The sequence below is a fragment of the Nocardioides hankookensis genome (assembly GCF_042658885.1).
Lineage (GTDB): Bacteria > Actinomycetota > Actinomycetes > Propionibacteriales > Nocardioidaceae > Nocardioides > Nocardioides hankookensis.
On the sequence record NZ_JBHSRJ010000005.1, the window covers coordinates 471,867 to 493,052 of the forward strand.

Genomic DNA, 21,186 nt, shown 5'->3' on the forward strand with positions numbered 1-21,186 from the left:
CTAGCTACCCCCGGGTGGCGTTGGTGACCTGTCTCGTGCTGACGTCGAACAATTCCGCCAGCGCCCGAACTGTAAAGACTTTCGGCTGCCACGTCCTCAAAGCGCGCATTTCCGACGCGGGATTGTCGAAGACCTCGTAGTCGTCCCAGAGTGTCCGTGCGAGGCGGCGAAGAGCGATAGGGAGTGTCAATCCACCTCTTCCGGACCGCAACGCGGATCGCACCATGTCGCTAGCGGCCGCTTGAATCGCGGCTGGCGACATGCCGTCTGAGGCGACGACGAGTTGATCGAAGTCAGACGCTTCCAGGTTGACCTTGCCGCTCAGAAAGTGGGTCCAGAGCCTCTGACGATCACTGGCCCGCGGCAGCTCCAGCTTGATTCGGTGCCCGAATCTGCGCCATACGGCTCGATCAAGCAACTCGGGGTGATTTGTCGCCGCGATCACGATGCTGGACTCCGGCAACGCGTCTAGGTTCTGCAATAAGGCAATCACTACGCGCTGGAGTTCGCCGACTTCTCTGCTGTCTGCGCGCATCTTGGCAAGCGCGTCGAACTCGTCGAGGAAGAGGACACATGGGTGTGCCTGAGCGAAGTCGAACACTTCGCGGATATTCCGCGAAGTCTGTCCCAAGAGGGACGAAACCAGCGCGTCGCTTCGAGTAGTCGCGAGTGGCAAGCGCACTGCTCTCGCGATAGCACGGGCGAGAGATGTCTTACCTGTCCCCGGCGGGCCAACGATCAAGAGCCGATTCGGAACTGCTACTCCCTCAGCCTGCCACCGGTCGAAGTTGGCGATGGAGAGCAGGAACTCGTTCAACTGCTCCTGCGCCAGTGGTGCGAGGACCAGGTCATCGTCTGCGTCATCAACCGGGTTGACGATGTCGATGGTCTCAGCTTGGGAGGCGTCGTCGATCGGCAGGGACCGAAGGCCTGCGGCCGAGAAGCTTCGAACGGGGCGCTTCGCCAGTGCGCTGCGGACGGCGCCTGCCTGCCGACGTTGCCCGTCGCCTTCGAGCTTCTCCGCGAGGAGGTTGGCGTAGTCCACGGCCTTGCGTGAGTCGTGCGTCAACGCTCCATCTAGGATCTTCAGAACCTCCGACAGGTGTTCCATCTGGATCAGCTCCACGCCTTCCCCGCTTGTGTCGCGATTCGCTCGACCCGTTACGCTCAGCGCGCTGAGCGTAACGCCATCGTACCTCTTTGTCACGCCATCGCGGGAACCTGTTTCGCAGCGAGCTGCGCGAGGGTCGAGCGGGTTACAAGGACGGTCCGACCAGAAATTGGGGCAGCGCCGACGGCCAACTCGTCACGCTCCGTGCCTGCGCGGCCCTGCTGACGCGTCATTGTGGGCGGTTCGACGCGGCCTCAAGGGCGTCCAGGGCGGCGTCACACGTATTAGCGCTGGGTCCAGCGCCGGAGCGTCGTGATGATCGGCGGCGCCGTTCGAAGGAGGACGAGTCCGGTACCGAAGGGGAGCGTGCGGATGCGTTCGGGCGGCATGATCGCAACCCGCCTCTGGGAGAGTTGGAGCGAGCGGTTTCCGTACTCGCCGATGGTGGTGGTCTCGGAGCGCTCGTAGCGTTCGCCGATGAGTACGGCCAGTTCTTGGAGGTCCTTGGAGGCGGAGGTGCCGCCGAGGATGACCTTGACGATGGAGGCGTCCCAGATGGTGCTGGCGGCGTGGTCTCCCCAGCGAGTCCTTGCTTGGGCGAGTGACTGGAGGACCGGCATGGTGGTGATGCCGGTCCCTCCGCCTTCGGCCATGAGCACGGGCAGCGAGGGGATCGGTGCGAGGTTGCCGATCTCGTCTAGGGCGAGCAGGAGCGGTGGGTCGAGGCGGGTAGCTGGTGATCCGGCGGCCAGGTGTCGGGCGGTCTCGGTGAGGTCCTCGACGAATGCGGCAACCAGGGGCCATGCGGCGGTCGCGCCGGCGCCGGTGGCGAGCAGGTAGAGGGTGCCGTTGGTGGTCAGGAAGTGGGTGGGGTCGAACTCTTCGCCGGGCCCGGGGCTGACGGCGTCGAGGACCTGGGGGTCCGCGAGGCAAGCTGTGGCTTGGGAGACGGCCATCCAGATGGAGTCGCGGGTCCTTGGATCGCTCTCGATCATTCCGCACAACGAGTCGCCCCAGCCGGGGGCGGCGCCGCCGTGGCCGGCCAGGATCCCGACGGCGTCCATGGCGGCTGTTGCTGAGAGTGACCACTCGAAGAGCACGCGGGTGGGGAGCTGGTCGAGTGCGGCGGCGTGGAGAAGGGCTTGGATGACGACGCGGGCGCGGCCTTCCCAGAAGCTGCCGGAGTCGGTGCCGCCTGAGGAGAGCCCGGTGGAGGAGGCGAGCCCGGTGGCTCGGATCATCGCGGTCAGAGGGTTTTCGCAGCCTCGGATCGGTGACCAGCGGACGCCGGCACCTGCGATCGCGGGGAGTCCGGCGGTGAGGTGTTGAGGGTCGAAGACGGCGACCGGTCCACGAGCCTGACGGTCTTCGATGGTGGCGGTGATGTTGTCGGGCCGTGTGGAGGTGGTGACGACGGCGCCGGGTGCGTCGAGGATGGCGTTGATGACCAGGTGGAGTCCCTTGCCGGATCGAGGTGGGCCAATGACGAGGATGGAGTCCTCGACGGAGGCCCAGATCTGACGGCCCTGACTGGTGCCGAGCAGGTACCCGACCTCCGTTGGTGCCGGGTTGCTCAGTGATGGGCGCAGGTTGGCGGCGCGGCGTAGGAGTGCGTTCCGCGACGCGGTCGCGTCGATGTCGCGTCTGGTTGCGATGCCTTGGATGCGCCGTGGGTCGTGGGCGGTGCGGTGCCGAGCTCTCGCGATGAGTACCCACCCGATCCAGGCGACGGCGGCCAGCGCTGCGAGGAGGACGACCAGGGTCGCCCAGTAGGTGATCGGGGAGAGTCCTGTCGCGCCGAGCGCCGTGCCGGGAGAGTCTGGCTGTGCGAGAACGCCCAAAACCGCCGCGACACCGCGCGAGGGTTGCGGTTCGCCGGCCGCGAACGCGGCGACCGAGCCTGCGGCACGCAGGAGGATCGCCATGACGAAGGCCCCACCCACGAGGGCTAGGGCGGCGTTGGTGAGCTCGTTGTCGATTGGGCGGGCGCGGGTGTTCATGCGGGCCCGATCTCTGACCCGATCTCGGCAATGGCTGCTGACTCCATCCCGACCAGGAGCAATTTGCAACCGGACCTGACCAACATCGCGGGCGGGAGCTGCAGGTCCGCGCGGCCGTCCGCCCCGGCAGTCTTCGTGCACACGACGCACGCGACCGCTACGTCCTCCCCGGGATGAAAACCCGTTCCGCTGAGACGGGCCGGGCCCGGCGGCCACGCGTCGACGGGCGCAGCGGGGATCGTGTCGGTGTTTGGGATGGGCTCTGACGCCGCCGGGGGCATGGCGATGTCGGAGTACGTCGTCCCGTCGTTCTCGTGCACGTCGACTCGGACCGCGGTCCGGAGGTTGGCGGTGATCTGGTCGAGGACGCCTCGCAGGTCTTCACGGACGCATCCGGGAGCGGTGGGATAGGGCCGGCCGTCGACGTTGACTGCCAGGTGCCCGTCGCCGTCGATGGTGACGTGGACGGTGCTGAGTACGGCGGGGATCCTCATAGCGTGAGGGCCGTCTGGTCACGTCGTGGAGTCCTCGTGACCGGTTCGGTCCCGGCGCGGTGGTCGAGTGCGTCGCGGTCGAGTCCGGGGGGTGTGCCGTCGCCGACCTTCGTGGTGTCGAGGTTGTCGAGGATCCCGAGCGCTGTGCTTCGGACTCGTTCGGCGGTCGAGGCGACGACCTCGACCGGTGTCTTGCCGGGCACGCTCGAGGCCCACGTCGAGACGTAGGGGATCGTGTAGGCCGACGTGTCGAGGCCGTGGGCTGCGCCGACCATGAGCGCGACCGACTCCGCCTCGACCTCGGCGATCCCGCGGTGGAGCGTGGCCTCGGCGGCAACCTCCGAGGTGGCTGCTGCAGAGATGCCGTTGGCGCCTCCGTTCTGGGCAGGCGCGTGCAGCAGGACGTGTCCGAGCTCGTGGGCCAGGGTCTTCGCCTGAGCTGCGTCGTCCATGTCCATGCGGATCGAGACCTCGCGGGTGAGGAAGTCGGTCTGGCCGTTGGCTCCGCCGATCGCTGCTGCGGTTGAGACGAGTCGCAGCTCGTGCCCGCGGGCGGTGATCTGGTCAGCGAGGCCGTCCCACAGGCCGTCGGGTGCCTGGCCCTGCAGCAGGTCCGGTCGCGGGAGCTCGGGGAGCGGGGCGCCGGCGGTCTGGGAGACGTCCCATACGTGGGTGGGTTTGAGACCGACGAGCCTTGACCGCACAGTCTCGCCGGCGGTGGGGATCTCGCCGCGAGCGAGGCGGTGCCACGACCCTGGGTCGGACGGCGTGCGGGAGGCAAACCGTGCGGTGACGGGCGCGAGGATGCCGTACCCGTGCTGCCCCTTCTCGACGTGACGGCCCAGTGAGTGCCATTGGCGGAAGCCTGCGACGTAGGTCGGCGTCGGGTTGGGTACGCGACCTTCTTGGTGCGCGGAGAAGTGCTGGGCGTAGATCAGCATGGTGTTGTTGAAGCTCCGGGAGCGGAACTGCGCTGCGAAGGTCAGGGCGCGCTTCCAGTCCTCGCCGGTGACGAGCGCCGCGACTGACTCGGCCAGCTGCTGGTGGAGCGCTTCCAGCCTGGCCTTGCGAGAGACGCGCACGTGGGCTTCGGTGTTCATGACGACCGCCCTCCGGTGTCCCGGCCGGTCATGCGGCCGGTGGTGTCGAATAGGTCGAGCTCAGCTGGGTGCATCTGGTGCTGCACGACGAACGAGCGGTGCTTGATCCGCCACAGCCCTTGGCCGGTGCCGAGGGTGGGGATGAGGGACTGCTCGGTGCCGGTGAGTGCGAGGGCGGCGGAGGTGGCGCCGAGCTGGTCTGCTTCTTGGCGGTAGACGATGCGGGTCTCGGCGTTCGCGAGCAGTGAGGAGGCCAGCGCGCGCATGGCGGAACCGTGGTCGCCGACGTTGTCGAGGTCGGTGAGCTTGTGGAAGATCAGCATGTTCGCGATGCCGTAGTGGCGTGCGAGTCGCCAGTGGGCGTCCATGCGTCGCAGTAGGGCGGGGTGAGACATGAGGCGCCAGGCCTCGTCGTAGACGACCCAGCGTTGGCCGCCGGCGGGGTCGAGGAGCGCGGACTCCATCCACGCGGACGCGCAGGTCATCAGCACCGAGATCAGGGTGGCGTTCTCAGTGACGCGGGAGAGGTCGAGGGAGATCATCGGCAGGGTCGGGTCGAAGGTGACGGTCGAAGGACCGTCGAAGAGGCCGGCAAGGTCTCCGGCGACCAGGCGACGTAAGGCGTGGCCGACGAGTCGCCCGTCCTCGGTGAGTCGGCCGTCGGGATCGTCGGCACGTTCGGGGGAGAGGAGACGGTCGACCACCATCGGCAGAACCGGGACGTCCGCGGTGCGGACGGTGCGGTCGATGGCGATGTCGACCGCCGTGTGCTCGAGGGGGCTCAGGCGTCGTCCGAGGACGGTCTCGGCGAGCGCACCGACGAGGTCGCGACGCCGCGAGGAGATCTGCGCGGCCCATTGGGCGTCGTCGAGCCCGGAGGGGCGGTGTCCTTCGTCGAGGGGGTTGAGCCGGTTCGGCATCCCGTGGCCGAGGGCGATCGCGCGACCGCCCACGGCCTCGGCGACTGCGGTGTGCTCGCCCTTGGGGTCACCGGGGACATAGACCCGGCGACCGAAGGGAATCGACCGGGCGTACAGGCTCTTGGCGAGGCAGGACTTCCCAGACCCGACGATCCCGGCGAGCACGAGGTTAGGGGCGGTGATGACGCCGCGGGCATAGAGGATCCACGGGTCGTAGACGAACGAGCTCCCGGAGTAGAGGTCTTGGCCTACGAAGACGCCCTCGGCGCCGAGGCCGCCCTCGGCGAGGAACGGGTAGGCGCCCGCGAGGGTGGCGGAGGTGTCCTGGTGTCGCGGGACCCGCAGCCGTCCGGGGGTCCGCAGAGCGGCCGGCCCCGCTTCGCCGCCACGGGGCAGCGTCGCGGTCGCTCGCTGCTCGGCGACCAGTGCGTCGGCAGCGCGGCGGGCCTGGGCACGTCGCTCCTCGTGGCTCTCTGCTAGCCGAGCTCGGGCGGCAGCCTTGCGGAGCTTGCGGTCCTTGCGCCGCTCCCGGGTCGGGGAGACGAGAACCGCCGAATGGAGCCGGTCGAGCCGATCGACTGCTCGGCCGGTACCCGAGGAAATCATCGGGCGAATCATCGGGCGCCTCACAGCGCTAGCCCGCGGTCGGCGCCTCGGAGCGGCGACCCAGCGTGCGGCCTGTCCGCGGTGTGCGCGGGTGCTTGGTCGTAGGCGATGGTGGCCTCGATCTCGTGCGCTCGATCCACCGCTGCGGCGACCTGGTGGACCATCTCGGCGGCACGGTGCAGCTCCCAGGACACGCGGTAGGAGGACGCGGTGTCGGCTCGTGAGTCGCCATTGATCCACGCACCTCTGATCGCGGGGCCGTCGTGGACGTCGCCGAGCTGGTGCAGCGTCTGGGTCAGTGAGGCAAGAGCAGCGCTGATGGAGCCGAGGACCGGGTAGATCGCGACCGGGTCCTCGAGGGTCCGAGTCGCGTGGGCCAGGCCACGGATCGCCTCCCTGGCCTCGGTGGCGTCGGCGGCAGGGTCGCTGTAGGTCGGCATCGTTGGCTCCTCGACATTGCTGGGAGGGGAGTTGGGTCTCGTCGACAAGGTGCGCTCGTTGTTCCAGGAGCGCCGGCTAGCAAGACGCACGGCGCGGACCTGGGGGTGTGGGGTTCAGAGGGTTCTGCACAAGGGCAGCGCTGCGACAGCGAATGATTGGGCCTGTTGACCCCAAAGGCGCCGGATTTCGCATGAGGCTTGGATCGCTGCCTGCTCGACGGCCGCGACGGCGCGCTCGAGCTCGTCGGGGTCGTTCGCGCTGACGACGACCAGGCCGGTGGTGCGCAGGACGCCGTGCCCTGCGGTCAGGTCTGCTTCCTGCTGCAGAACGTCGTGATACTCGGCCGTCTGCTGGGCGTCCTCGATCTGACCGATCCTGTGACGTTGGGCGGCATCCGAGATGTACTCGGTCTTCTTCTTGCGGATGTCGCGCGCGGCCCGGTCGTTACGCATCGGGGAGTAGAGGAGGGTGAACGTGCGCCGGATCCCTGAGGACAGCAGCAGCGGGGCGAGGAAGCCGGGGAAGACGAGCGACCGGGGCCACTCGCTGATCCAGAGCACGCAGTGGTGTGCGGAGTCGCTACGCAGGCTGTCCCACGACTCGCTCACCGCGACGGGTCCGGCGGTCGCGAGATCGCGCCCGAGATCACCATGACGTTCCAATGCACCCGCGACGGCCGGGTCGTAGGCCGCTCGGAGGATTAGTGCGAGGTCGCCGGGGGTGAGCCAGTCCGATGGGGACAGGTCGGCCGAGCGGAGTGCAGCGGTCATCGTCGCCATCTCCTGGCGCAGCACCGCGGCCGCGCCGCGGGTGCCGCCGCCCGCGGCGCGGATCGCCCGCCGCGCGGCCTTCTGGTCGAGCGAGATCGAGATCGTGCTCGCGTGTCGCTCACCGGCGGGGCCGGCACGCTCGACGAGCTCCTCGTACGTCGTCGCGGCCCACGACCCACTCCGGTGCCCGTGGTGGGTCCACCAGTCAGCCAGGCCCTTGCCGGAGTCCGGGAGGGTGCGTTCGGTGACCTGGACCGATGCCAGTCGCCCGGATCTGCACGCGGTGGCCAGGACTCGTCCCCAACCGACAACCCGGCGTTCCTGCTCGGCCGGATCGAGCAGGACGAACGCCGGGTGAGAGACCCCGACGATGGCGGTCAGGGTGGCGGCATGCGGGTCGTGGACCATCACCGCCCCGGTTTCGGGATCCACCAACTGCCGCAGTCGTGCGGCGTCACCCGGCAACGCCAGCGTCCCCGCGGGTCGTGGCTTGATGATCCGGCGTCGGAAGAGCAGCTGGCCGCCGGCCGAGCGCCACACCCACCGGGCGCCGATCGGGCCCCACTCGACGAGCCTGCGGCCACCAACGCTGAGGAACCCGAGCGCGAGGAGGACCAGGATGATCGGGAACGCGAGCACGACGGCGCCGAGGTACAGCCCGAGGATCAACGTGCCGGCCGCCAGGCTCGCCATCACCAGCTGCGGACCCGAGAGCCCGAGCAGGACCCCACGCCTGGACAGTCGCGAGAACTTCACCGGCGACAAGGCTGGCTCACCGGACCCGGTGAACCCAGACCCTCCACTCCCGGTAGCGGAGCTCCGCGACGTCTCCCGTGTCGACGTGCCCACGGTCGTTCACCTCCGAGCGGTTGGTCGGGTGTGAGTGGTGTCGGCACCCGGTGATGGCATCGGCAATGATGCGGGGGATCTGGGGGAGGCCGGTGCGGGCTGCGGTGAGGGCGGCGTCGACGTACCGGCCTCAGCGTGTCCTGTTGCCTGGGCGGCGACGAACCCACCCAGTCGGGGGCCGGCGGCGCCGGCCTCCTTCGCCATCACTGCACCGGCGGCGATCGGACCAGCCGCGGCGGCTTCTCCACCTGCTGCGGCCCCGCTGGACGCGCCGCCGGATGCGCCGGCAGCTGCGCCTCCTCCGTTCGTCGCGCCGAAGGCGGCCGCCTGACCGGAGACACCACCGGAGGGTCCGGGCGATGGCGACCCGCTACCAGCAGATATCTCGCCGCTGCCGTGCTGTCCGAGGATCCTGGCCGGCGATGCTCCGCCGCCCCCAAGTCGTGAGAGCGGAAGTGGGATCGGGCGGTTGAGCGATGCCTTGCCTTCCTGTTCGGCCGACATCGCGTGGTACATGTCGAAGCCCATGAACGCGATGGCCTTGTAGGTCAGGTAGGGCGCGAACCCGGCGAGCAGCATCAGCACGACCCCGGCCATCGGTTGACTCACCGACTCCAGGTCCGCGTCGATCGGCGCTGAGACTTGGGCGGTGGCGAGCAGGAAGATGACGACCAGGACGACCTTGGACAGGATCATCGCGATCACGAACGTCGCCCACCGGCTGACCCAGGAGCGGGTGTGGTCCCAGCTGGACCCGGCCAGAGCGATCGGTGCGAAGACGATCGCGATCAGCAGCAGCGCCTTGCGCATCAAGAGGCTGATCCACACCACCATCGCGGCGCACATGGCCAGGCTGGCGAGGAAGATCGTCACGATCGCGCCGGCGCCGGGGGCGGTGAGGCTGATGGTGCCGAGGCCGGCTGTGAGGACCGCGAGCTTGTCGCCCATCTCGTTCATGTTGGTGCCGGCCGCGTTGACGATCCCGACGCAGAGTTGGTCGGTGACCTCGAGAGCCGTGCTGAGTAGTGCCAGGGCGACGAAGGAGCCGAGGATCGACTTCGCGACGCCGAGCGCGGCCCGAGACAGCGCGGCCGGTTCACGGCGGATCATGCCGCCGATGACCTGGAGCATGAAGAACCCGAGCGTCACGAAGACGGCGACGCCGAACATGATGCTGTAGACGGCCCGGTACTGCCCGCTGGTGACGTCGACGAAGGTCGTGGTGTCGATGACCGTCCAGACCGAGGTGAACATCCACGCCGCGGCGCCGGCTATGGACTGGGCGAGCCAGTCGAACGGGGCGGTGACCACAGCACCGGCGGCATCGCCGGCTTCGTTGCAGACCTGGTGGATGACCGGGACGTCGCACACTGCCATCGCGGGCATGGCTGATCGCCTCAGACCTGCTGGCCGACGTTCCAGAAGAAGTTCACGAGCGTCACTGAGGCCCCGCACACGATCGCGGCGCCGAGGGCGACCAAGACGCCGAGCTTGCCGCGGCCGGCCAGGTGGGGGTTGGAGGAGTTCGCTCCGAGCGCCCACACAACGGCGGACATGATCAGCGCCAAGACCGCGAGGATCAGCCCGATCGTCATCGAGGCGCCCACGATGCTGCGCAGCTGCTGGATCCCCGGCAGGCCGTTGGAGTTGGGGCTGATGTTGATGTCGAGCGGAAGCAGCAGGACGGTCGCGGGAAGGTGCATCGGAGGTCTCCAGAGGTCGATTACGAGACAACGGACGGTTCTTGGGTTGCGCGTTAGAGGTGCGCGCCGAGGTTCAGCAGCCAGTTCGCCCAGGTGAGCGCCGCGCCGGTGAGGACCGCGCCGCCGATCGCGACGAAGCACCCGGTCTTCGCCTTCTGGGCGGTGTGCCAGGCGCCGGATCCGGACGCGAGCGCCCAGGTCGTCGCGGAGACGACGAGCATCAAGACCGCGACGATGAGGCCGTAGGTGAGCAGCGCGCCGGCGATGGCGCGCATCTGACCGGAGCCGCCGACCGCGCCGAAGTTGGGACCGACCGCGCTCGCGGTCACGAGAAGTCTCCGCATACCCCCAGGTGCGAGCGAGGCGCCACCCGGAACTGCAGCTTGGACTCATAGGTTGGTCGGAGTTGTGCCGGTGGCTCTTGCGTGTCGAGTTCGGTCTCAGCCGAGGCGGCGGACCGTCATCACCTGGCCGACGAACTCGCCGGTCGTGCCGTAGCGGACGACATCGCCGGTGTGCGGTGCTTGGAGGATCCGGTCACCGCCGACGTAGATCGCGACGTGGTGCGGACCTCCGGCGCCGGGGTAGCTGAAGAAGATCAGATCTCCCGGTTGCTTGTCTGCCCAGCCGATGCCCCGGCCGGCGTGGATCTGTGAGCCGCTGTAGTGCGGGAGCCGGATCCGCCCACCGGAGGCTTGGTAGGCGGCGTAGAGCACCAGCCCCGAGCAGTCGAAGCCGCCGCCCGTGGGGCCGGTGAAGGTCCCGCCACCCCACACGTACGGCTTGCCGAGCTGGGAGGCGGCCGCGGCGATCAGGGCCCCGGGAAAGCCGGGCAGAAGATCTCCGGGCAGCTCGCCGGGCCGTTCACCGCCGGAGTCTGCACAGGCGAGCCCGCTGGCGAGCCCGACCCCGGCCAGCACGGCCAGGATCTTCTCGGCGATCGGCCGGTTGACGGCGTACCGGTCGGGATAGGCGGAGACCTGCACCGCTTGGGCTGCGGCGCCGGGATCCATCTCCTGCCAGTCGTCGATGTCGAGCAGGCCACGGGGCGAGCCGTGGTTGGGGCCAGTGGGTCCGCCGTAGAAGGCTCGTGCGGACCAGAGCGGGTTCATCAGGTCCTCGACGCTTCCCCATCCCGCGGCGGGGCGCTGCTGAAACATGCCGACGGAGTCGTGGTCGGCTCCGTCGCCGTCGTTGGGTAGCAAAGCTGAGTGTGGGTAGGCGCCGACGTTGGAGAGCACCCGCAGCGAGGACTCCGTGATCGCTGTCATGACCGCGATCAGCTGGCCTCGAGCGGGAACGTTCTCGCTGTCGCCGACGGCGATGATCGTGGCAGCCCGGGTGAGCTGCTGGTGGTTGAGGGTGATACTCGCGCCAGTGGCGTTGGTGGCGGTCAGGCTGGTGGGGACGGTCTCGGCGACCTCGACGCTGTCGGTGGCCTCGGAGTCCCACAGACAGCCGGCGGACCCGGCTGCAGTGGGTGCGACCAGCGTGGCCACCCCGAGCACCGCGGCGCCTGGTGCGGCCAGTGCCAGCAGTGCGGCGCCCGCAATGACCTTCACTCCCACCGGTGACTCATCTCAGCGGGTTGTCGAGCTCGGACAGACGCAGGACATGGCAGCGGGGGAAGGATGGGGCGCAGGCCACGAAGACTGTGAAGGACACCGGGGACGACGACTCGGCTGCAGCGCCGCCCCACGTCCCGCTGCGATGGCGGATGCCGGTGATGGTCACCGCTGTGGTGCCGGGCCGGAGCTGTCCGTGGGCCTGCTGGTCGGCCACTTCCCAGGAGCTGGGGACGTAGGCCTCCTCGATCGCGAGGGACTGTTCTACATCCATCGCCCCGAGGTCGAGCCACTGCTCGAGGGTGGGGACGTAGGTGGCGACATCAGCGAGCAGCCCTGGTGTCTCCTCGCCGGATGGGTCGGCGTCCGCGGCCACGGCGGCGGTGTAGTCGACCGGGAGGAACCCGGTGCGGGTGTCCCACTCGAACAGAGTGGCGGCGACCGCCTCCGCGTACGCAATCGGGTCGCCGGTGTGGGGGAGCTGCCGATCCTGCGGGGCCAGCGCCGGCGTCGTCGGTCGCCCGGGCGCCACCGTCTCCCGTAGCGCTGTGCCTGGCGCCGCGCCTGGCGCGGTGTCTGTCGGTCGGCTCGCTCCGCCCGGTCCCCGAACCAGTCCGTAGACGCCGACCGCGAGAGAGGCCAGCGCGAATGCGCCCGCGAGGAGCAGCAGGATCTGGCGGCCGGTCAAGTGAGACATCACACGACTCCGAGCGAGAGGACGGGGACGTCCTTGAGGTACACCAGCTACGCCGACGTGTCCCCGAAGTCGGTAGATCGGGCGGCGCCGGCGTCCCCTGCCTCCCCTGTGTCTCGGGTGGCGTGGCGGCGGGCGGTGATGAGCTGGTCGCGGAACGCGATGGTGGCGGTCACGACACGGTCGAACCGCTCCCAGTCGGCGAGGGTGAGCCCGGCGGCCAGCGCATCGACGTCGTACAACTCGGTCCACCCATCGAGCTCGGTCCAGGTCAGGACGAACGACCGGACGCTGCGGAAGTGGCTCGTCGGGCCGTGGTTCCGCTTGAGTCCCTTGCGTCCCTTCTTGCCGTTGATGCGCTCGACTGCCTCGCGCGCCAGACGGGCGAGCTCGGTTTCGACCTCCGGCTGGACGGCCTGGGTCTCGTCGTAGGCCGCCTTGACCTCTTGGTAGAGCGGTTTGATCGGCTCCCCGTTCTCGATCTTGCGCAGCGCGTCGTTGGCCATGGTCCGGATCTCGGGTGGGGTGGCCTTGCGAGACGCCCAGTCCATCAGTGCACAGACCCGCTCGTGGGTGTTGTACGACGCCTTGCCGGTGATCGCCATGGCTGCCTGACTTCGAGCTGTGCCGGTCTCGCCCGGCCCTGCACCCGGTGCATACCCGTGCAGTTGACCATCCTCATCCGCCCTGAACTGGGTCGCCTGCATCCGGCGCAAGGCCTCTTCTGTGCCGATCTGCTTGAGCTCGCGGTAGAGAGTGGCCTTCTCGATCTCGTTCAAGGACAGGTGGAGCTCGTTGTCGTCCCGCTGGGCCATGAGGGACTCGAGCTTGCCGGAGATCCCGGATCGGACCCAGACGTTCATCGAGCGCCAGCCGAGCCGGCGCACGGCCTCCAAGCGCCGCCATCCACAGATCAGGACACCGTCGGGAGTGATGGTCACCGGCTGCAACAGGCCGAGCTCGTTGATCGAGTCCATCAGCTTGGTGAGGTCACCGGGGTCCCTGCGGTACCGGGTGCCGACGACGATCGAGTCGAGGGTCCGGTCGAGCTCGATGCGACCCCGTGCGTCGGGGCCATGCTCAGTCCCGGCCGCCGGGTGTGTCTCAGGCATTGATCCGGGCTCCCGGGCGCGGGGCGGTTTCGTGGATGTCGAAGACCAACAGGTCGTCGTCGAGGAGCTCGGTGACGTGGTGCCCGATGAGCAGCCGGACCAGGACCCCGTGGCCGTCGCAGGTGTAGGCCTCGTCGGGGTTGGGGTTGCCGAGGATGATCCGCAGCACCGTCGACCACACCGTCTGGTCGATGTCGAGCAGCGCGCGGGCCGTGCCATCGCGGCGCAGGGCAGCGTGGGCCCGGGGACGGGAGCCGGACTCGACCAGCCGGCCCCCGATGTAGTCGAGCAGGCACGTCGCGGTATCGCGCGGCCAGCCCAGGGCGGCGAAGAGATCGATAGTCCGCTCCAACGCCTCAAGCGCCGTGGTCGGTCGAGCCGCAGGCGGAGCATCCACCTCGACCGGGTCGACCGGCACGACGGCGAGCACCGGCAAGATGTTGGGAAGATCCGCGTCGGACTCGCTGAACCGTCGTACGTCGTGATGCTGGGAGAACTCCGGCCGGCGAGCCTGGTCGACCGAGCACAGCAGCCCGAGGGCGCGCTCCTCGGCGATCAGCGAGGCCCGGACCGCCATGGTGACCACTGCCCAGGGGTCGTCGGCGGTACGGACCGCGTAGGTGCGCATCGCCTCGAACGCTGCCGTGGCCCCCGTGGCCGGGTCGCAGCGGTGCTTGAGCGCCAGCGCCTTGTACTTGTGTTCGGTGTAGACCATGAGCGCCCGGGCCTCCGGGTCGTGCTCCCATGCCCCAGGACCGGAGACCCGCAGCCTGATCAGTAGCCGGCGCAGCCCCTTCGAGGTCTCGAATGAACAGGTCATAGTGACGGTCCTTCCGTGTAGGCCACCGACATCGGTGCCGGTGAAGGCGCCGGCCTCCGGTTCGCTTGAGGGGTCGGCGGCGGGGTCGTCGGTGGGGTCGGTGATGTGGTTGACGTGCCTGGCGATGTCGCTCGCGTGGGATGTTCGAGGAGCCCTGGGATCGCGCGGGTGGCGGACGCTGGGGTACGCCGTGCCCGCCGGATCAGCTCGGCCTGCAGATCGATCCCGCGCCCGATGAGCGGCGCGGTGTGCGCCGCGAGGTCGGTCGGGCGGACCCAAACGAGACCCAGGGCCGTGGACAGCTGCGTTCGGGGATCCGGCATGAGCGACGGGTCGCGGTGGTGAGCCAGCGCGCTATCAGGGGCGTCCTGATCGTGGGCCGAGGCGACCTGATCGACCGGGTCGGTGGGACGTTGGCCGTCGTGGTGGTCGTGGCGGCGGTACTCGGCGTGGGTGTTCACGGCCCGGCCGCCTCACTGTGTGCGGTGGTCGGCGGGGTAGGGCCCACGCGACTCCCAGAGTGGCCGGCTGGTCCGAGCCGTGAGGCGACCCGATAGGCCGAGTTGATCGTCGTCTCGATCTCCCGGTCGGGGAGCCCGGCGTGCTGGGCAGCCGGCATCAAGTAGCTGAGTGCGCTCTCGCGGCTGTGGCCGGTCTCGACCATCCGGCACGACGCCCAGAACAGTGCGTCGTTGCGTCCGCCTTCAGCTGTCAGTGCGACCACTCGTGCGAGTGCCTCGGGTCGGCACCCGTGCTGGGTCAGGTTCGAGGGTGGCGCCGGGTGTGTCCTGCGGGGCGGTTCCAGGAACTGGCGGAGTCGGCTCGCGTCGACCGGCTCCGGTCGCCGGGTCGCGACGGCGATGACCTCGTACGGCATGTTTCGTCCGTTGACCTCGACACGGGACGGGGGAGCGATGATGTAGCCGCCATCGCCGCGGAAGTCGACGTGCGCGGATGGGACCTGCCAGGAGCGCTGCTCACGGTCCGGCGCGGCCGGGTAGTAGGCGTGGACGCCGCCCGAAGGCGTGCGGACCAGCCACCCCCAGCCCTCGGCGATCCCGTCGGTTCGCGCGCGTTCGAACGCGGCGAACCCGTTGCCCCCGGTGTGGACGTCGACGTCGACCACGTCCACCCCCGTGCTGGCACCGGTCGGCAGGCCGATGTTCGCCTGTGGGGTCCGCTGCCACCAACCGTGGACGATGCGGGCAGACGAGGTCGCGTTGTGGAACCCGTTCGGGGTGAGTGGCTGCTTCCCGCTCGGCACGCATGGAAAGACCGGGATGCCGAGGTTCGCGTAGCGGATCGCGGCTTCCGCGAGCGTCGGCTCGGCGGCGACGCGCTGCATCGTCGAGACGGTCCAGTCGGGGATTGGGTTGGTCGGGTCGAACATGCGCCAGAGAGTGGCGCAGCGGTGTTACCGGAATCCGGGAACACCGAGGGGGAACGCAAGGGGGAACGCAAGGGGGAACGCGGGGGGAACCTTGCGTTTGTGCAGGTCAGATGCGTTCCCTAAGAAGATTCGCCGAATTCGCCGACGGGGCTGTCAGGGCCGGGATCCGAGGCGCTCGAGGCCGTCTGGACGATCGGCTTGCGCAGGCGAACCCGGCATCCACCTCACCCGGCGGCCCGGTTCGAGGCGGGAGAGTGGACCAGACCGTTGGCGTCCTCGTAGTCCCACAGCGCCCACTCGTAGCCGGCGACGAACGCGTTTCCAACTTCAGGGTGGTCGGCGAGCCAGCGGTATCCCGCAGCCGCCGACCCGGCCTGGAGTGCGAGGCTTCGGCCAGCTTCGTACCCGGCCATGTACCGATGCTCGTCGCTCGTCAGTGGGGGTGTCGTCGCCACAGGGTCAAGTCGAACAGATGTTCGATGATGGGTCAAGATGGGGCGTGTCCACCAACCCGCCCAAGCACGACGCATGGCCCCAGCCCGGGCACTGGCGGCACTGCTGGGTGAGGTTCGGGCGAGGCAACTACCCTCCGCCAGCGCCGGGTCTGATCCTCGACTGGCGCCGCGAGGGAGCACGGTGGTGGTTCGCCTGGGTCATCTGGCTCGACAACACCCACCTGCGAGACAGCATCCAGCAGGCGTGGCTGCCGGCCACGGTGATCCGCCCAGCGAAGAGCGACATCAACGTCTGGAACGACGGGCCCCGGAGATGAGTGCGGCGCGCTGACCTTTGGTGCGAACGAGCGTCTGGGCCTGTCAGCCGGTTCGCCTCGAGCGAGATCTGGGGGTGCTCCAGCTCAGGTTGCGGATGACCTGGGTGGTGCGGCTGGGAACGTCGATCGGCGGATGATCGTCGTCGCGTCGGTTGAAGACCTCCGCGCTCAGGGCCTGGTCGGCCTGCTCGTCATGCCCGAGGGCCTTCTCGGCCGCGATGATGTCGAGCTGGGCGACCTCGTCGTAGGGGGATGCGCTGTAGGCGACTTGAGCTGCCCACAGCGCGAGCTCTGGGTCGCCGACGGAGTGGGCGCGGGTGGTGACGATGTGTCCGACGTCGACGATGGCGCTGCTCATGATGTGGTCCCACCGGTCGGCGTCGAGGAGCCAGTTCCAATGGTCCTCGCGCAACTGGGTGAAGGGCTCGCCGCGGACCAGTCCGAGCGCGGTGACAAGGTCGTCGATCCCCTCGGTGCCGCGGCTCTGTCCGCGGGCACGCAGGCGACGGAACAGGTCGAGGTCGCAGAGGACGCCTTGGGTCTTGTAGAGGGCCGCGGCGTGCGGACCAGCGCCTGGCTCCGCATGGGGCAGGTAGGGCTCTCCGGTACCGGGGTCGTTGCCGAGCCAGCGACGCAGCTGGCTCATGTCGACCCGGACGCGCTCTGGCCGCAGACCGAACGCATCGGCGATCTCCGTGGCTGGGACGCCCCGTGGATGCAGGACGAGGTAGGCCAAGAGCTCAACGTAGAATGGACGACGATGTGAGGTCGCCTTCGCATCGCCGGTGGTACGGGCACCGACGGGGCCGAGCAGAATCAGCTTCGCCGCGGACAGCGTCGAGGACTCCCACCGGGCGAGGTCCTCGTCCAGGTCCGGGTCCGCAGCGGCTACGGCTGCCCGGGCCTGCGAGGCTGCCTGTGGGGCGAGCGCCTCGATGTCCTCGACAGTCGTCGCCGCGGCGTCGGCATACACGTGCGCTTCCCGGGGGAGCAGCGACGCCTCGCCAGCGGCGCCGTCCGGCCGAGGCTCGGTCAAGTCCTCCACCAATGCACCACCCTGGTCGCAGACCCCTTCGGGGCCGGCGTCCGCTGCAGGGACCGGGACCATTGTTTCGTCGAGGGTCAGGTCCAGCAGTAGTGCGCACGCTCGCGCCTCCTCCTCGCTGAGGCCAGCCGCGGTCACGTCGACTCCGAGGCGGGTCTCGCGCAGCCGCCCGTCGGCGGTCACCTCCAGGTGTGCTCCGGCGGCCTGCGGGTCGCCGGCGAAGTCGATGAGTGCCGCCGAGGACCGGCCCGGGACGGAGGCGATGACCTCCGCGAGCCGAGCGAGATCGGCGGCCGGCCGGTCCGCGGTCGCGACGATGGTCGCGTAGAAGTCGTCGGGGTCAGAGGGGGCGGTGATCGAGGACAGACCGCTGGCGAGGTCGGCGATGAACTCGGTGTCGCCCGCCGGGTGGGTACGGACGCGGCCGAGGTTGAACGAGGCGAGGTCTGCGCCGAGGCCGAGAAGGTCGACGGTGGTGACGCTCGACCACGGGTTGACGGCCAGCTCGGCGGCAAGGTGGCGAGCCAATGCAGTGGTCCGCTCAGGTTCACCACTGACTGCGACGACGCGAAGCTCCTCGAGGTTGAGGAACACGAACGCACCATCCGTGTTGCGCCCGACGCTGACCAGGAGCGGGTACGGCGGGAACGAGTCATCGGGCCGCTCCGGTACCTCGGAGAGCCCGATGCGCCAGGCGGTGCCGGAACCGATCCACGGCGCAGCCAGGTCGGCTGGTTCGTGGAGTGTCAGCGCGATCGCACTTTCGTTGAGCGTCACGGTGAGGAGGCGATGGTGCTTCCGGACCGAGCACAGGGCCGTGTCGAGCAGGTCGATCCGGGGAGCGATCGTCGACGCGGTGGCCCGGACGGTCTTCTCGACCGCAACCAGCTCCGCGGGCGGCGGTGGGATGACTGTCCCGGGTCGCCGGTATCGCAGCTGGGTGCGTCGTTGCGCGCGAAGCGTCAGCCACACGGCGCCGCCGAGGATCGATCCGGCGCCCGCGAGGCCGGGCATGAGCCACGAGGGTGCGATGGTGTCGTGGGCGTCGGCCCCCGATTCCTGCGGTTCTGTGACCTGGTCGCCGGCAGTCTCCGACGGCGCGACGTCCGACGGTGCGGCGTCCGATGGCGCCAGGTCAGGGGCTGGGGGCTCGGTGGGTGCGTAGGGAGGATGGGTCGTCCCGGTGCCGTCCTCGTGGTTGTGGTCGTGGTTGTGGGGTGCCGGGTGGTGGGCCTTGATGTGACGGGGTTCCGGCGGTGCGTCCGAGCGCTCGTGCCCGGGGATCGTCAGTTTCCAGCCGGGGAGGATGAGGTCCGGATCGGTGAGTCGTCGGCCGTCGGGCTGGGTGGTGTCTTGTGAGGCGGTGAAGATCTCGGGGTAGGCGTCGGCCTCCCCGAGCTCGGTCTCGGCAATCCCGGACAGTGTGTCGCCGGTCTGCACGACGTAGGTCTCGTCCCTCTCGGCGGAGGTGGCGGTTTGAGGGGCAGGGTTCGTTGCGGGAACGCGGAGGACGGTGCCGGGTAGCAGGAAGTCGGGGCGCCCTTCTAGGACGGCGTTGTTGAGCTCGACGAGCTCGACGTACCGGGCGCCGTCTCCGAGGCGCTCTTCGGCTATCCGCCACAGGCTGTCGCCGCGCTTGACGGTGTACTGCTCGAGGTGCGGCTCCTGCTTCTCGACGCTCGGCAGAGTCGGCGTGTGTGTGTCGGGCCGATCGGGACCTGCAGCCACCACAGGCGGAGCGGAGGCGAAGCGAGATACCGGAGTGGCCCGGTCCGTGACATGCGTTGCGGCTTCGCGGCTGGCCGGTGCCACCGCCGCCGTGGCGTCGGCCGGTCGTTGGGGGAGCAGGACGGCGACGGAGGGGACGGCGACGAACAGCAGGGCGGCGGCTGCGACGAGGCGGTCGGCGGCCACTTGCGGGACGGCCAGGCCCGGCAGTCGAGGCGTGTCGGTGCCCCGGAGCCGCGAGGCGATCGAGGCGATCAGCTGGTAGGTGAAGATCGCCCAGGCGATCCAGCAGACGCAAGTGATGACCGCCAGCACCAGGGTTCCGTCGTCGCGCTCAGTGAGCCGCGACCACGAGAACGTGGACAGATTCGGCACGGCACCGATCGCCAGCAGGGAGGTGGGGACGCCGGCGACGAACGCCACGAGCCCGAGCGTCGCCACGAGGCCACGCAGCCGCGCACGTGACCCGGAGCCGGGGGAGTGCTGGGAATTGACGGTGGGGGTCATCGCTCGCTACCTCCGAGGGTGCGGATGAGGCGGGCCGTCGCTGTGCCCGTGACATCGAGACGGTTGATCCCGATCAGGCCCAAGAAGCGGGCGTCGTAGGTGTCGTGGACCGTCACGGTGAGGGTGTCGCCGCCGGTGATCGTCACGGTTCCGGTGACCCCCGCGGCGGCGAGAAACTGCTGTGCGGCCGCTCGTGCGGCCGCGGGGCTGACGGCTAGAGCGTGTCCTTGGACTGCAGCGCTCCCCTCGACCTCTTCGCCGCCGGCGCGTGCTGCTTGGGCTGCGACGTCGTGGGCGCGTTCGTGTGCGTGGACCTGGCCGCCGAGATCGACCGCGAGGCCAAGGAGGAAGATCATCGCGAAGCTGGACAGCGCCATCCAGACCGTGATGGAGCCCCGCTCATCACGCGCTCGCGCGCCGATTCGTCTCGCTCTGGGTCGGGCCGGTTTCGTGGGGCTCATGGTGCTGTCTCCCGCCAGGTGTCGATCGGGCTGGACATCGAGGCCCGCATGACGCGCGAGCCCGGTACGCCCGGCACCGAGAGGTCGGAGAGCGCGAGTCGACAGGAGACGGTGACCTCAACGGAGCCTGGGGCCCCAGGCGGCTTACCGAAGTCGCTGGTGTCGACGCTGACTTCGACGCCTTCGCAGCCGATCTCCTGGTTGGCGATGCTGGCGACGGCAGCCTCACGTGCCTGGATCCGGGCGACCTGCGCGTCTCGGGCGATCGAGGCAGATCGCGCGCCCTCGGCGGCAGCGGACTGGAGCGCCTCGTCGGTGCTGGCGGTGCGGCCGCCGAAGATGATCAGGCCGACGAAGAGCCCGAAGGCCGGGACACCGAACACTGCCTCGATAGCCGCGGATCCGCGTTCGTCACGCTCCCTGCGCGCCGGACTCATCGCGCGCCGCCGAGTGGCCGCCTTCATGGCGACCCCGCAGCCGTGGGTGCCGTCACTCGCTCCGCAGGGACGGTGGCGCTCTGGGTGATCCGGACATGCCAGCCGGGGATGACGCTGAGGCTGAAACCGCTGACGGTGACGGTGGCCTGGGTTGCCGTGCGGCTCGCGTTCGCCGAGGACCCACTGAGGACATCGTGGCCACCGGCCTCGGCGATGAAGTCGTTGGCCGCGTCGACCCCGTCGGCCTCGCGGCCGCGCTCAGCCCCTGCGGCGCGAGCGCCCTCCTGCGCGGCAGCAATGGCGACGGTTCGGGCGTGATAGTAGAGCGCTGCCTGCATGCCGACGAACAGGACGGCGAACAATGCGGGCAGCAGAATGACGAGCTGGATCGAGACCGACCCGCGCTCGTCTCGCTGCCGCAGACAGCTACTTGATCTTGCCGGACTGCGCTTGGACATAGGCCGTGACTGCCGCGACGACGATGCCGACGATGGCGATCACCGCGACCGCCCACAACACGTACTCGGTCGTGACGGAGCCGTGCTCGTCACGACGCCTGAGTCGCACGACGGCTCTCCGGTGAGCGACGGGTCGGTCGCCGTGCTGGTCGATGGGGGCGAGGACTGCCAGCTGCAGCAGGACCAGGATCTTCAACATGGGT

At 69.3% G+C, this 21,186-nt stretch carries 20 protein-coding genes; all 20 read right to left on the reverse strand.

Translation table 11 applies throughout. The features are described from left to right. Positions 1-4: 4 nt before the first annotated feature. The 20 genes from ACFPYL_RS16840 to ACFPYL_RS16935 all read right to left on the reverse strand — a co-directional run bounded on the left by ACFPYL_RS16840 (position 5) and on the right by ACFPYL_RS16935 (position 21,182). On the reverse strand, positions 5-1,126 hold the full coding sequence (locus tag ACFPYL_RS16840) for an AAA family ATPase (protein WP_379156694.1): 1,122 nt from the start codon (positions 1,124-1,126) through the stop codon (positions 5-7). A 269-nt stretch (positions 1,127-1,395) separates the two neighbouring features. After that, positions 1,396-3,261 carry a type IV secretory system conjugative DNA transfer family protein gene (locus ACFPYL_RS16845; RefSeq protein WP_379156697.1) on the reverse strand — a complete coding sequence of 622 codons (1,866 nt, stop codon included), beginning with the start codon at positions 3,259-3,261 and terminating at the stop codon, positions 1,396-1,398. Between the two features lie 340 nt (positions 3,262-3,601). Beyond that, positions 3,602-4,705: an ArdC-like ssDNA-binding domain-containing protein gene (locus tag ACFPYL_RS16850; RefSeq protein WP_379156700.1), complete on the reverse strand. Its 1,104-nt coding sequence runs from the start codon at positions 4,703-4,705 to the stop codon at positions 3,602-3,604. Further along, positions 4,702-6,231 (reverse strand): ATP-binding protein, encoded by a 1,530-nt coding sequence (locus ACFPYL_RS16855; protein WP_379156703.1) that lies wholly within the window; start codon positions 6,229-6,231, stop codon positions 4,702-4,704. Before ACFPYL_RS16855 ends, ACFPYL_RS16850 begins: the two co-directional genes overlap by 4 nt. A 20-nt stretch (positions 6,232-6,251) precedes the next feature. Next, positions 6,252-6,671, reverse strand: a complete 420-nt coding sequence (locus ACFPYL_RS16860) for a hypothetical protein (RefSeq protein ID WP_379156705.1) — start codon at positions 6,669-6,671, stop codon at positions 6,252-6,254. 114 nt (positions 6,672-6,785) lie between these two features. Then, positions 6,786-8,135 carry an SCO6880 family protein gene (locus tag ACFPYL_RS16865; RefSeq protein WP_379156707.1) on the reverse strand — a complete coding sequence of 450 codons (1,350 nt, stop codon included), beginning with the start codon at positions 8,133-8,135 and terminating at the stop codon, positions 6,786-6,788. Between the two features lie 162 nt (positions 8,136-8,297). Continuing rightward, positions 8,298-9,677: a conjugal transfer protein TrbL gene (locus ACFPYL_RS16870; RefSeq protein ID WP_379156710.1), complete on the reverse strand. Its 1,380-nt coding sequence runs from the start codon at positions 9,675-9,677 to the stop codon at positions 8,298-8,300. 11 nt (positions 9,678-9,688) lie between these two features. Continuing rightward, positions 9,689-9,994, reverse strand: a complete 306-nt coding sequence (locus ACFPYL_RS16875) for a DUF6112 family protein (RefSeq protein ID WP_379156713.1) — start codon at positions 9,992-9,994, stop codon at positions 9,689-9,691. Between the two features lie 53 nt (positions 9,995-10,047). Then, on the reverse strand, positions 10,048-10,323 hold the full coding sequence (locus tag ACFPYL_RS16880) for a DUF6112 family protein (protein ID WP_379156716.1): 276 nt from the start codon (positions 10,321-10,323) through the stop codon (positions 10,048-10,050). A 111-nt stretch (positions 10,324-10,434) separates the two neighbouring features. Then, positions 10,435-11,562, reverse strand: a complete 1,128-nt coding sequence (locus tag ACFPYL_RS16885; protein WP_379156719.1) for a C40 family peptidase — start codon at positions 11,560-11,562, stop codon at positions 10,435-10,437. A 7-nt stretch (positions 11,563-11,569) separates the two neighbouring features. Next, positions 11,570-12,256, reverse strand: coding sequence for a hypothetical protein (locus tag ACFPYL_RS16890; protein WP_379156722.1), 687 nt, complete (start codon positions 12,254-12,256; stop codon positions 11,570-11,572). Between the two features lie 47 nt (positions 12,257-12,303). Beyond that, positions 12,304-13,230, reverse strand: a complete 927-nt coding sequence (locus ACFPYL_RS16895) for a hypothetical protein (protein ID WP_449289718.1) — start codon at positions 13,228-13,230, stop codon at positions 12,304-12,306. 127 nt (positions 13,231-13,357) lie between these two features. Further along, on the reverse strand, positions 13,358-14,185 hold the full coding sequence (locus ACFPYL_RS16900) for a serine/arginine repetitive matrix protein 2 (protein WP_379156728.1): 828 nt from the start codon (positions 14,183-14,185) through the stop codon (positions 13,358-13,360). Positions 14,186-14,642: 457 nt separating this feature from the next. Further along, positions 14,643-15,575: a bifunctional DNA primase/polymerase gene (locus tag ACFPYL_RS16905; RefSeq protein ID WP_379156731.1), complete on the reverse strand. Its 933-nt coding sequence runs from the start codon at positions 15,573-15,575 to the stop codon at positions 14,643-14,645. Between the two features lie 224 nt (positions 15,576-15,799). Further along, positions 15,800-15,988 carry a hypothetical protein gene (locus ACFPYL_RS16910; RefSeq protein WP_379156734.1) on the reverse strand — a complete coding sequence of 63 codons (189 nt, stop codon included), beginning with the start codon at positions 15,986-15,988 and terminating at the stop codon, positions 15,800-15,802. A 402-nt stretch (positions 15,989-16,390) separates the two neighbouring features. Next, a complete protein-coding gene (locus ACFPYL_RS16915; protein WP_379156737.1) occupies positions 16,391-19,627 on the reverse strand; it encodes a LysM peptidoglycan-binding domain-containing protein in 3,237 nt (1,078 codons plus the stop codon). Continuing rightward, positions 19,624-20,088 (reverse strand): TadE/TadG family type IV pilus assembly protein, encoded by a 465-nt coding sequence (locus ACFPYL_RS16920; protein WP_379156739.1) that lies wholly within the window; start codon positions 20,086-20,088, stop codon positions 19,624-19,626. Before ACFPYL_RS16920 ends, ACFPYL_RS16915 begins: the two co-directional genes overlap by 4 nt. Next, complete coding sequence (locus ACFPYL_RS16925) at positions 20,085-20,552, reverse strand: TadE/TadG family type IV pilus assembly protein (protein WP_379156742.1); 468 nt, start codon at positions 20,550-20,552, stop codon at positions 20,085-20,087. Before ACFPYL_RS16925 ends, ACFPYL_RS16920 begins: the two co-directional genes overlap by 4 nt. Beyond that, a complete protein-coding gene (locus ACFPYL_RS16930) occupies positions 20,549-20,983 on the reverse strand; it encodes a TadE/TadG family type IV pilus assembly protein (RefSeq protein ID WP_379156745.1) in 435 nt (144 codons plus the stop codon). The genes ACFPYL_RS16925 and ACFPYL_RS16930 overlap by 4 nt, the downstream gene beginning before the upstream one ends. Next, positions 20,952-21,182 carry a hypothetical protein gene (locus ACFPYL_RS16935; RefSeq protein WP_379156748.1) on the reverse strand — a complete coding sequence of 77 codons (231 nt, stop codon included), beginning with the start codon at positions 21,180-21,182 and terminating at the stop codon, positions 20,952-20,954. The genes ACFPYL_RS16930 and ACFPYL_RS16935 overlap by 32 nt, the downstream gene beginning before the upstream one ends. Positions 21,183-21,186 lie beyond the last annotated feature (4 nt).

Bases quoted from the DNA above. Each gene is read 5' to 3' on its own strand.
- ACFPYL_RS16850 (WP_379156700.1), bottom strand. From the start codon at position 4,705: ATGAACACCGAAGCCCACGTGCGCGTCTCTCGCAAGGCCAGGCTGGAA.
- ACFPYL_RS16855 (WP_379156703.1), bottom strand. From the start codon at position 6,231: ATGATTTCCTCGGGTACCGGCCGAGCAGTCGATCGGCTCGACCGGCTC.
- ACFPYL_RS16860 (WP_379156705.1), bottom strand. From the start codon at position 6,671: ATGCCGACCTACAGCGACCCTGCCGCCGACGCCACCGAGGCCAGGGAG.
- ACFPYL_RS16865 (WP_379156707.1), bottom strand. From the start codon at position 8,135: ATGGCGAGCCTGGCGGCCGGCACGTTGATCCTCGGGCTGTACCTCGGC.
- ACFPYL_RS16870 (WP_379156710.1), bottom strand. From the start codon at position 9,677: ATGCCCGCGATGGCAGTGTGCGACGTCCCGGTCATCCACCAGGTCTGC.
- ACFPYL_RS16875 (WP_379156713.1), bottom strand. From the start codon at position 9,994: ATGCACCTTCCCGCGACCGTCCTGCTGCTTCCGCTCGACATCAACATC.
- ACFPYL_RS16890 (WP_379156722.1), bottom strand. From the start codon at position 12,256: ATGTCTCACTTGACCGGCCGCCAGATCCTGCTGCTCCTCGCGGGCGCA.
- ACFPYL_RS16895 (WP_449289718.1), bottom strand. From the start codon at position 13,230: ATGGACTCGATCAACGAGCTCGGCCTGTTGCAGCCGGTGACCATCACT.
- ACFPYL_RS16900 (WP_379156728.1), bottom strand. From the start codon at position 14,185: ATGACCTGTTCATTCGAGACCTCGAAGGGGCTGCGCCGGCTACTGATC.
- ACFPYL_RS16905 (WP_379156731.1), bottom strand. From the start codon at position 15,575: ATGTTCGACCCGACCAACCCAATCCCCGACTGGACCGTCTCGACGATG.
- ACFPYL_RS16910 (WP_379156734.1), bottom strand. From the start codon at position 15,988: ATGGCCGGGTACGAAGCTGGCCGAAGCCTCGCACTCCAGGCCGGGTCG.
- ACFPYL_RS16915 (WP_379156737.1), bottom strand. From the start codon at position 19,627: ATGACCCCCACCGTCAATTCCCAGCACTCCCCCGGCTCCGGGTCACGT.
- ACFPYL_RS16920 (WP_379156739.1), bottom strand. From the start codon at position 20,088: ATGAGCCCCACGAAACCGGCCCGACCCAGAGCGAGACGAATCGGCGCG.
- ACFPYL_RS16925 (WP_379156742.1), bottom strand. From the start codon at position 20,552: ATGAAGGCGGCCACTCGGCGGCGCGCGATGAGTCCGGCGCGCAGGGAG.
- ACFPYL_RS16930 (WP_379156745.1), bottom strand. From the start codon at position 20,983: ATGTCCAAGCGCAGTCCGGCAAGATCAAGTAGCTGTCTGCGGCAGCGA.
- ACFPYL_RS16935 (WP_379156748.1), bottom strand. From the start codon at position 21,182: ATGTTGAAGATCCTGGTCCTGCTGCAGCTGGCAGTCCTCGCCCCCATC.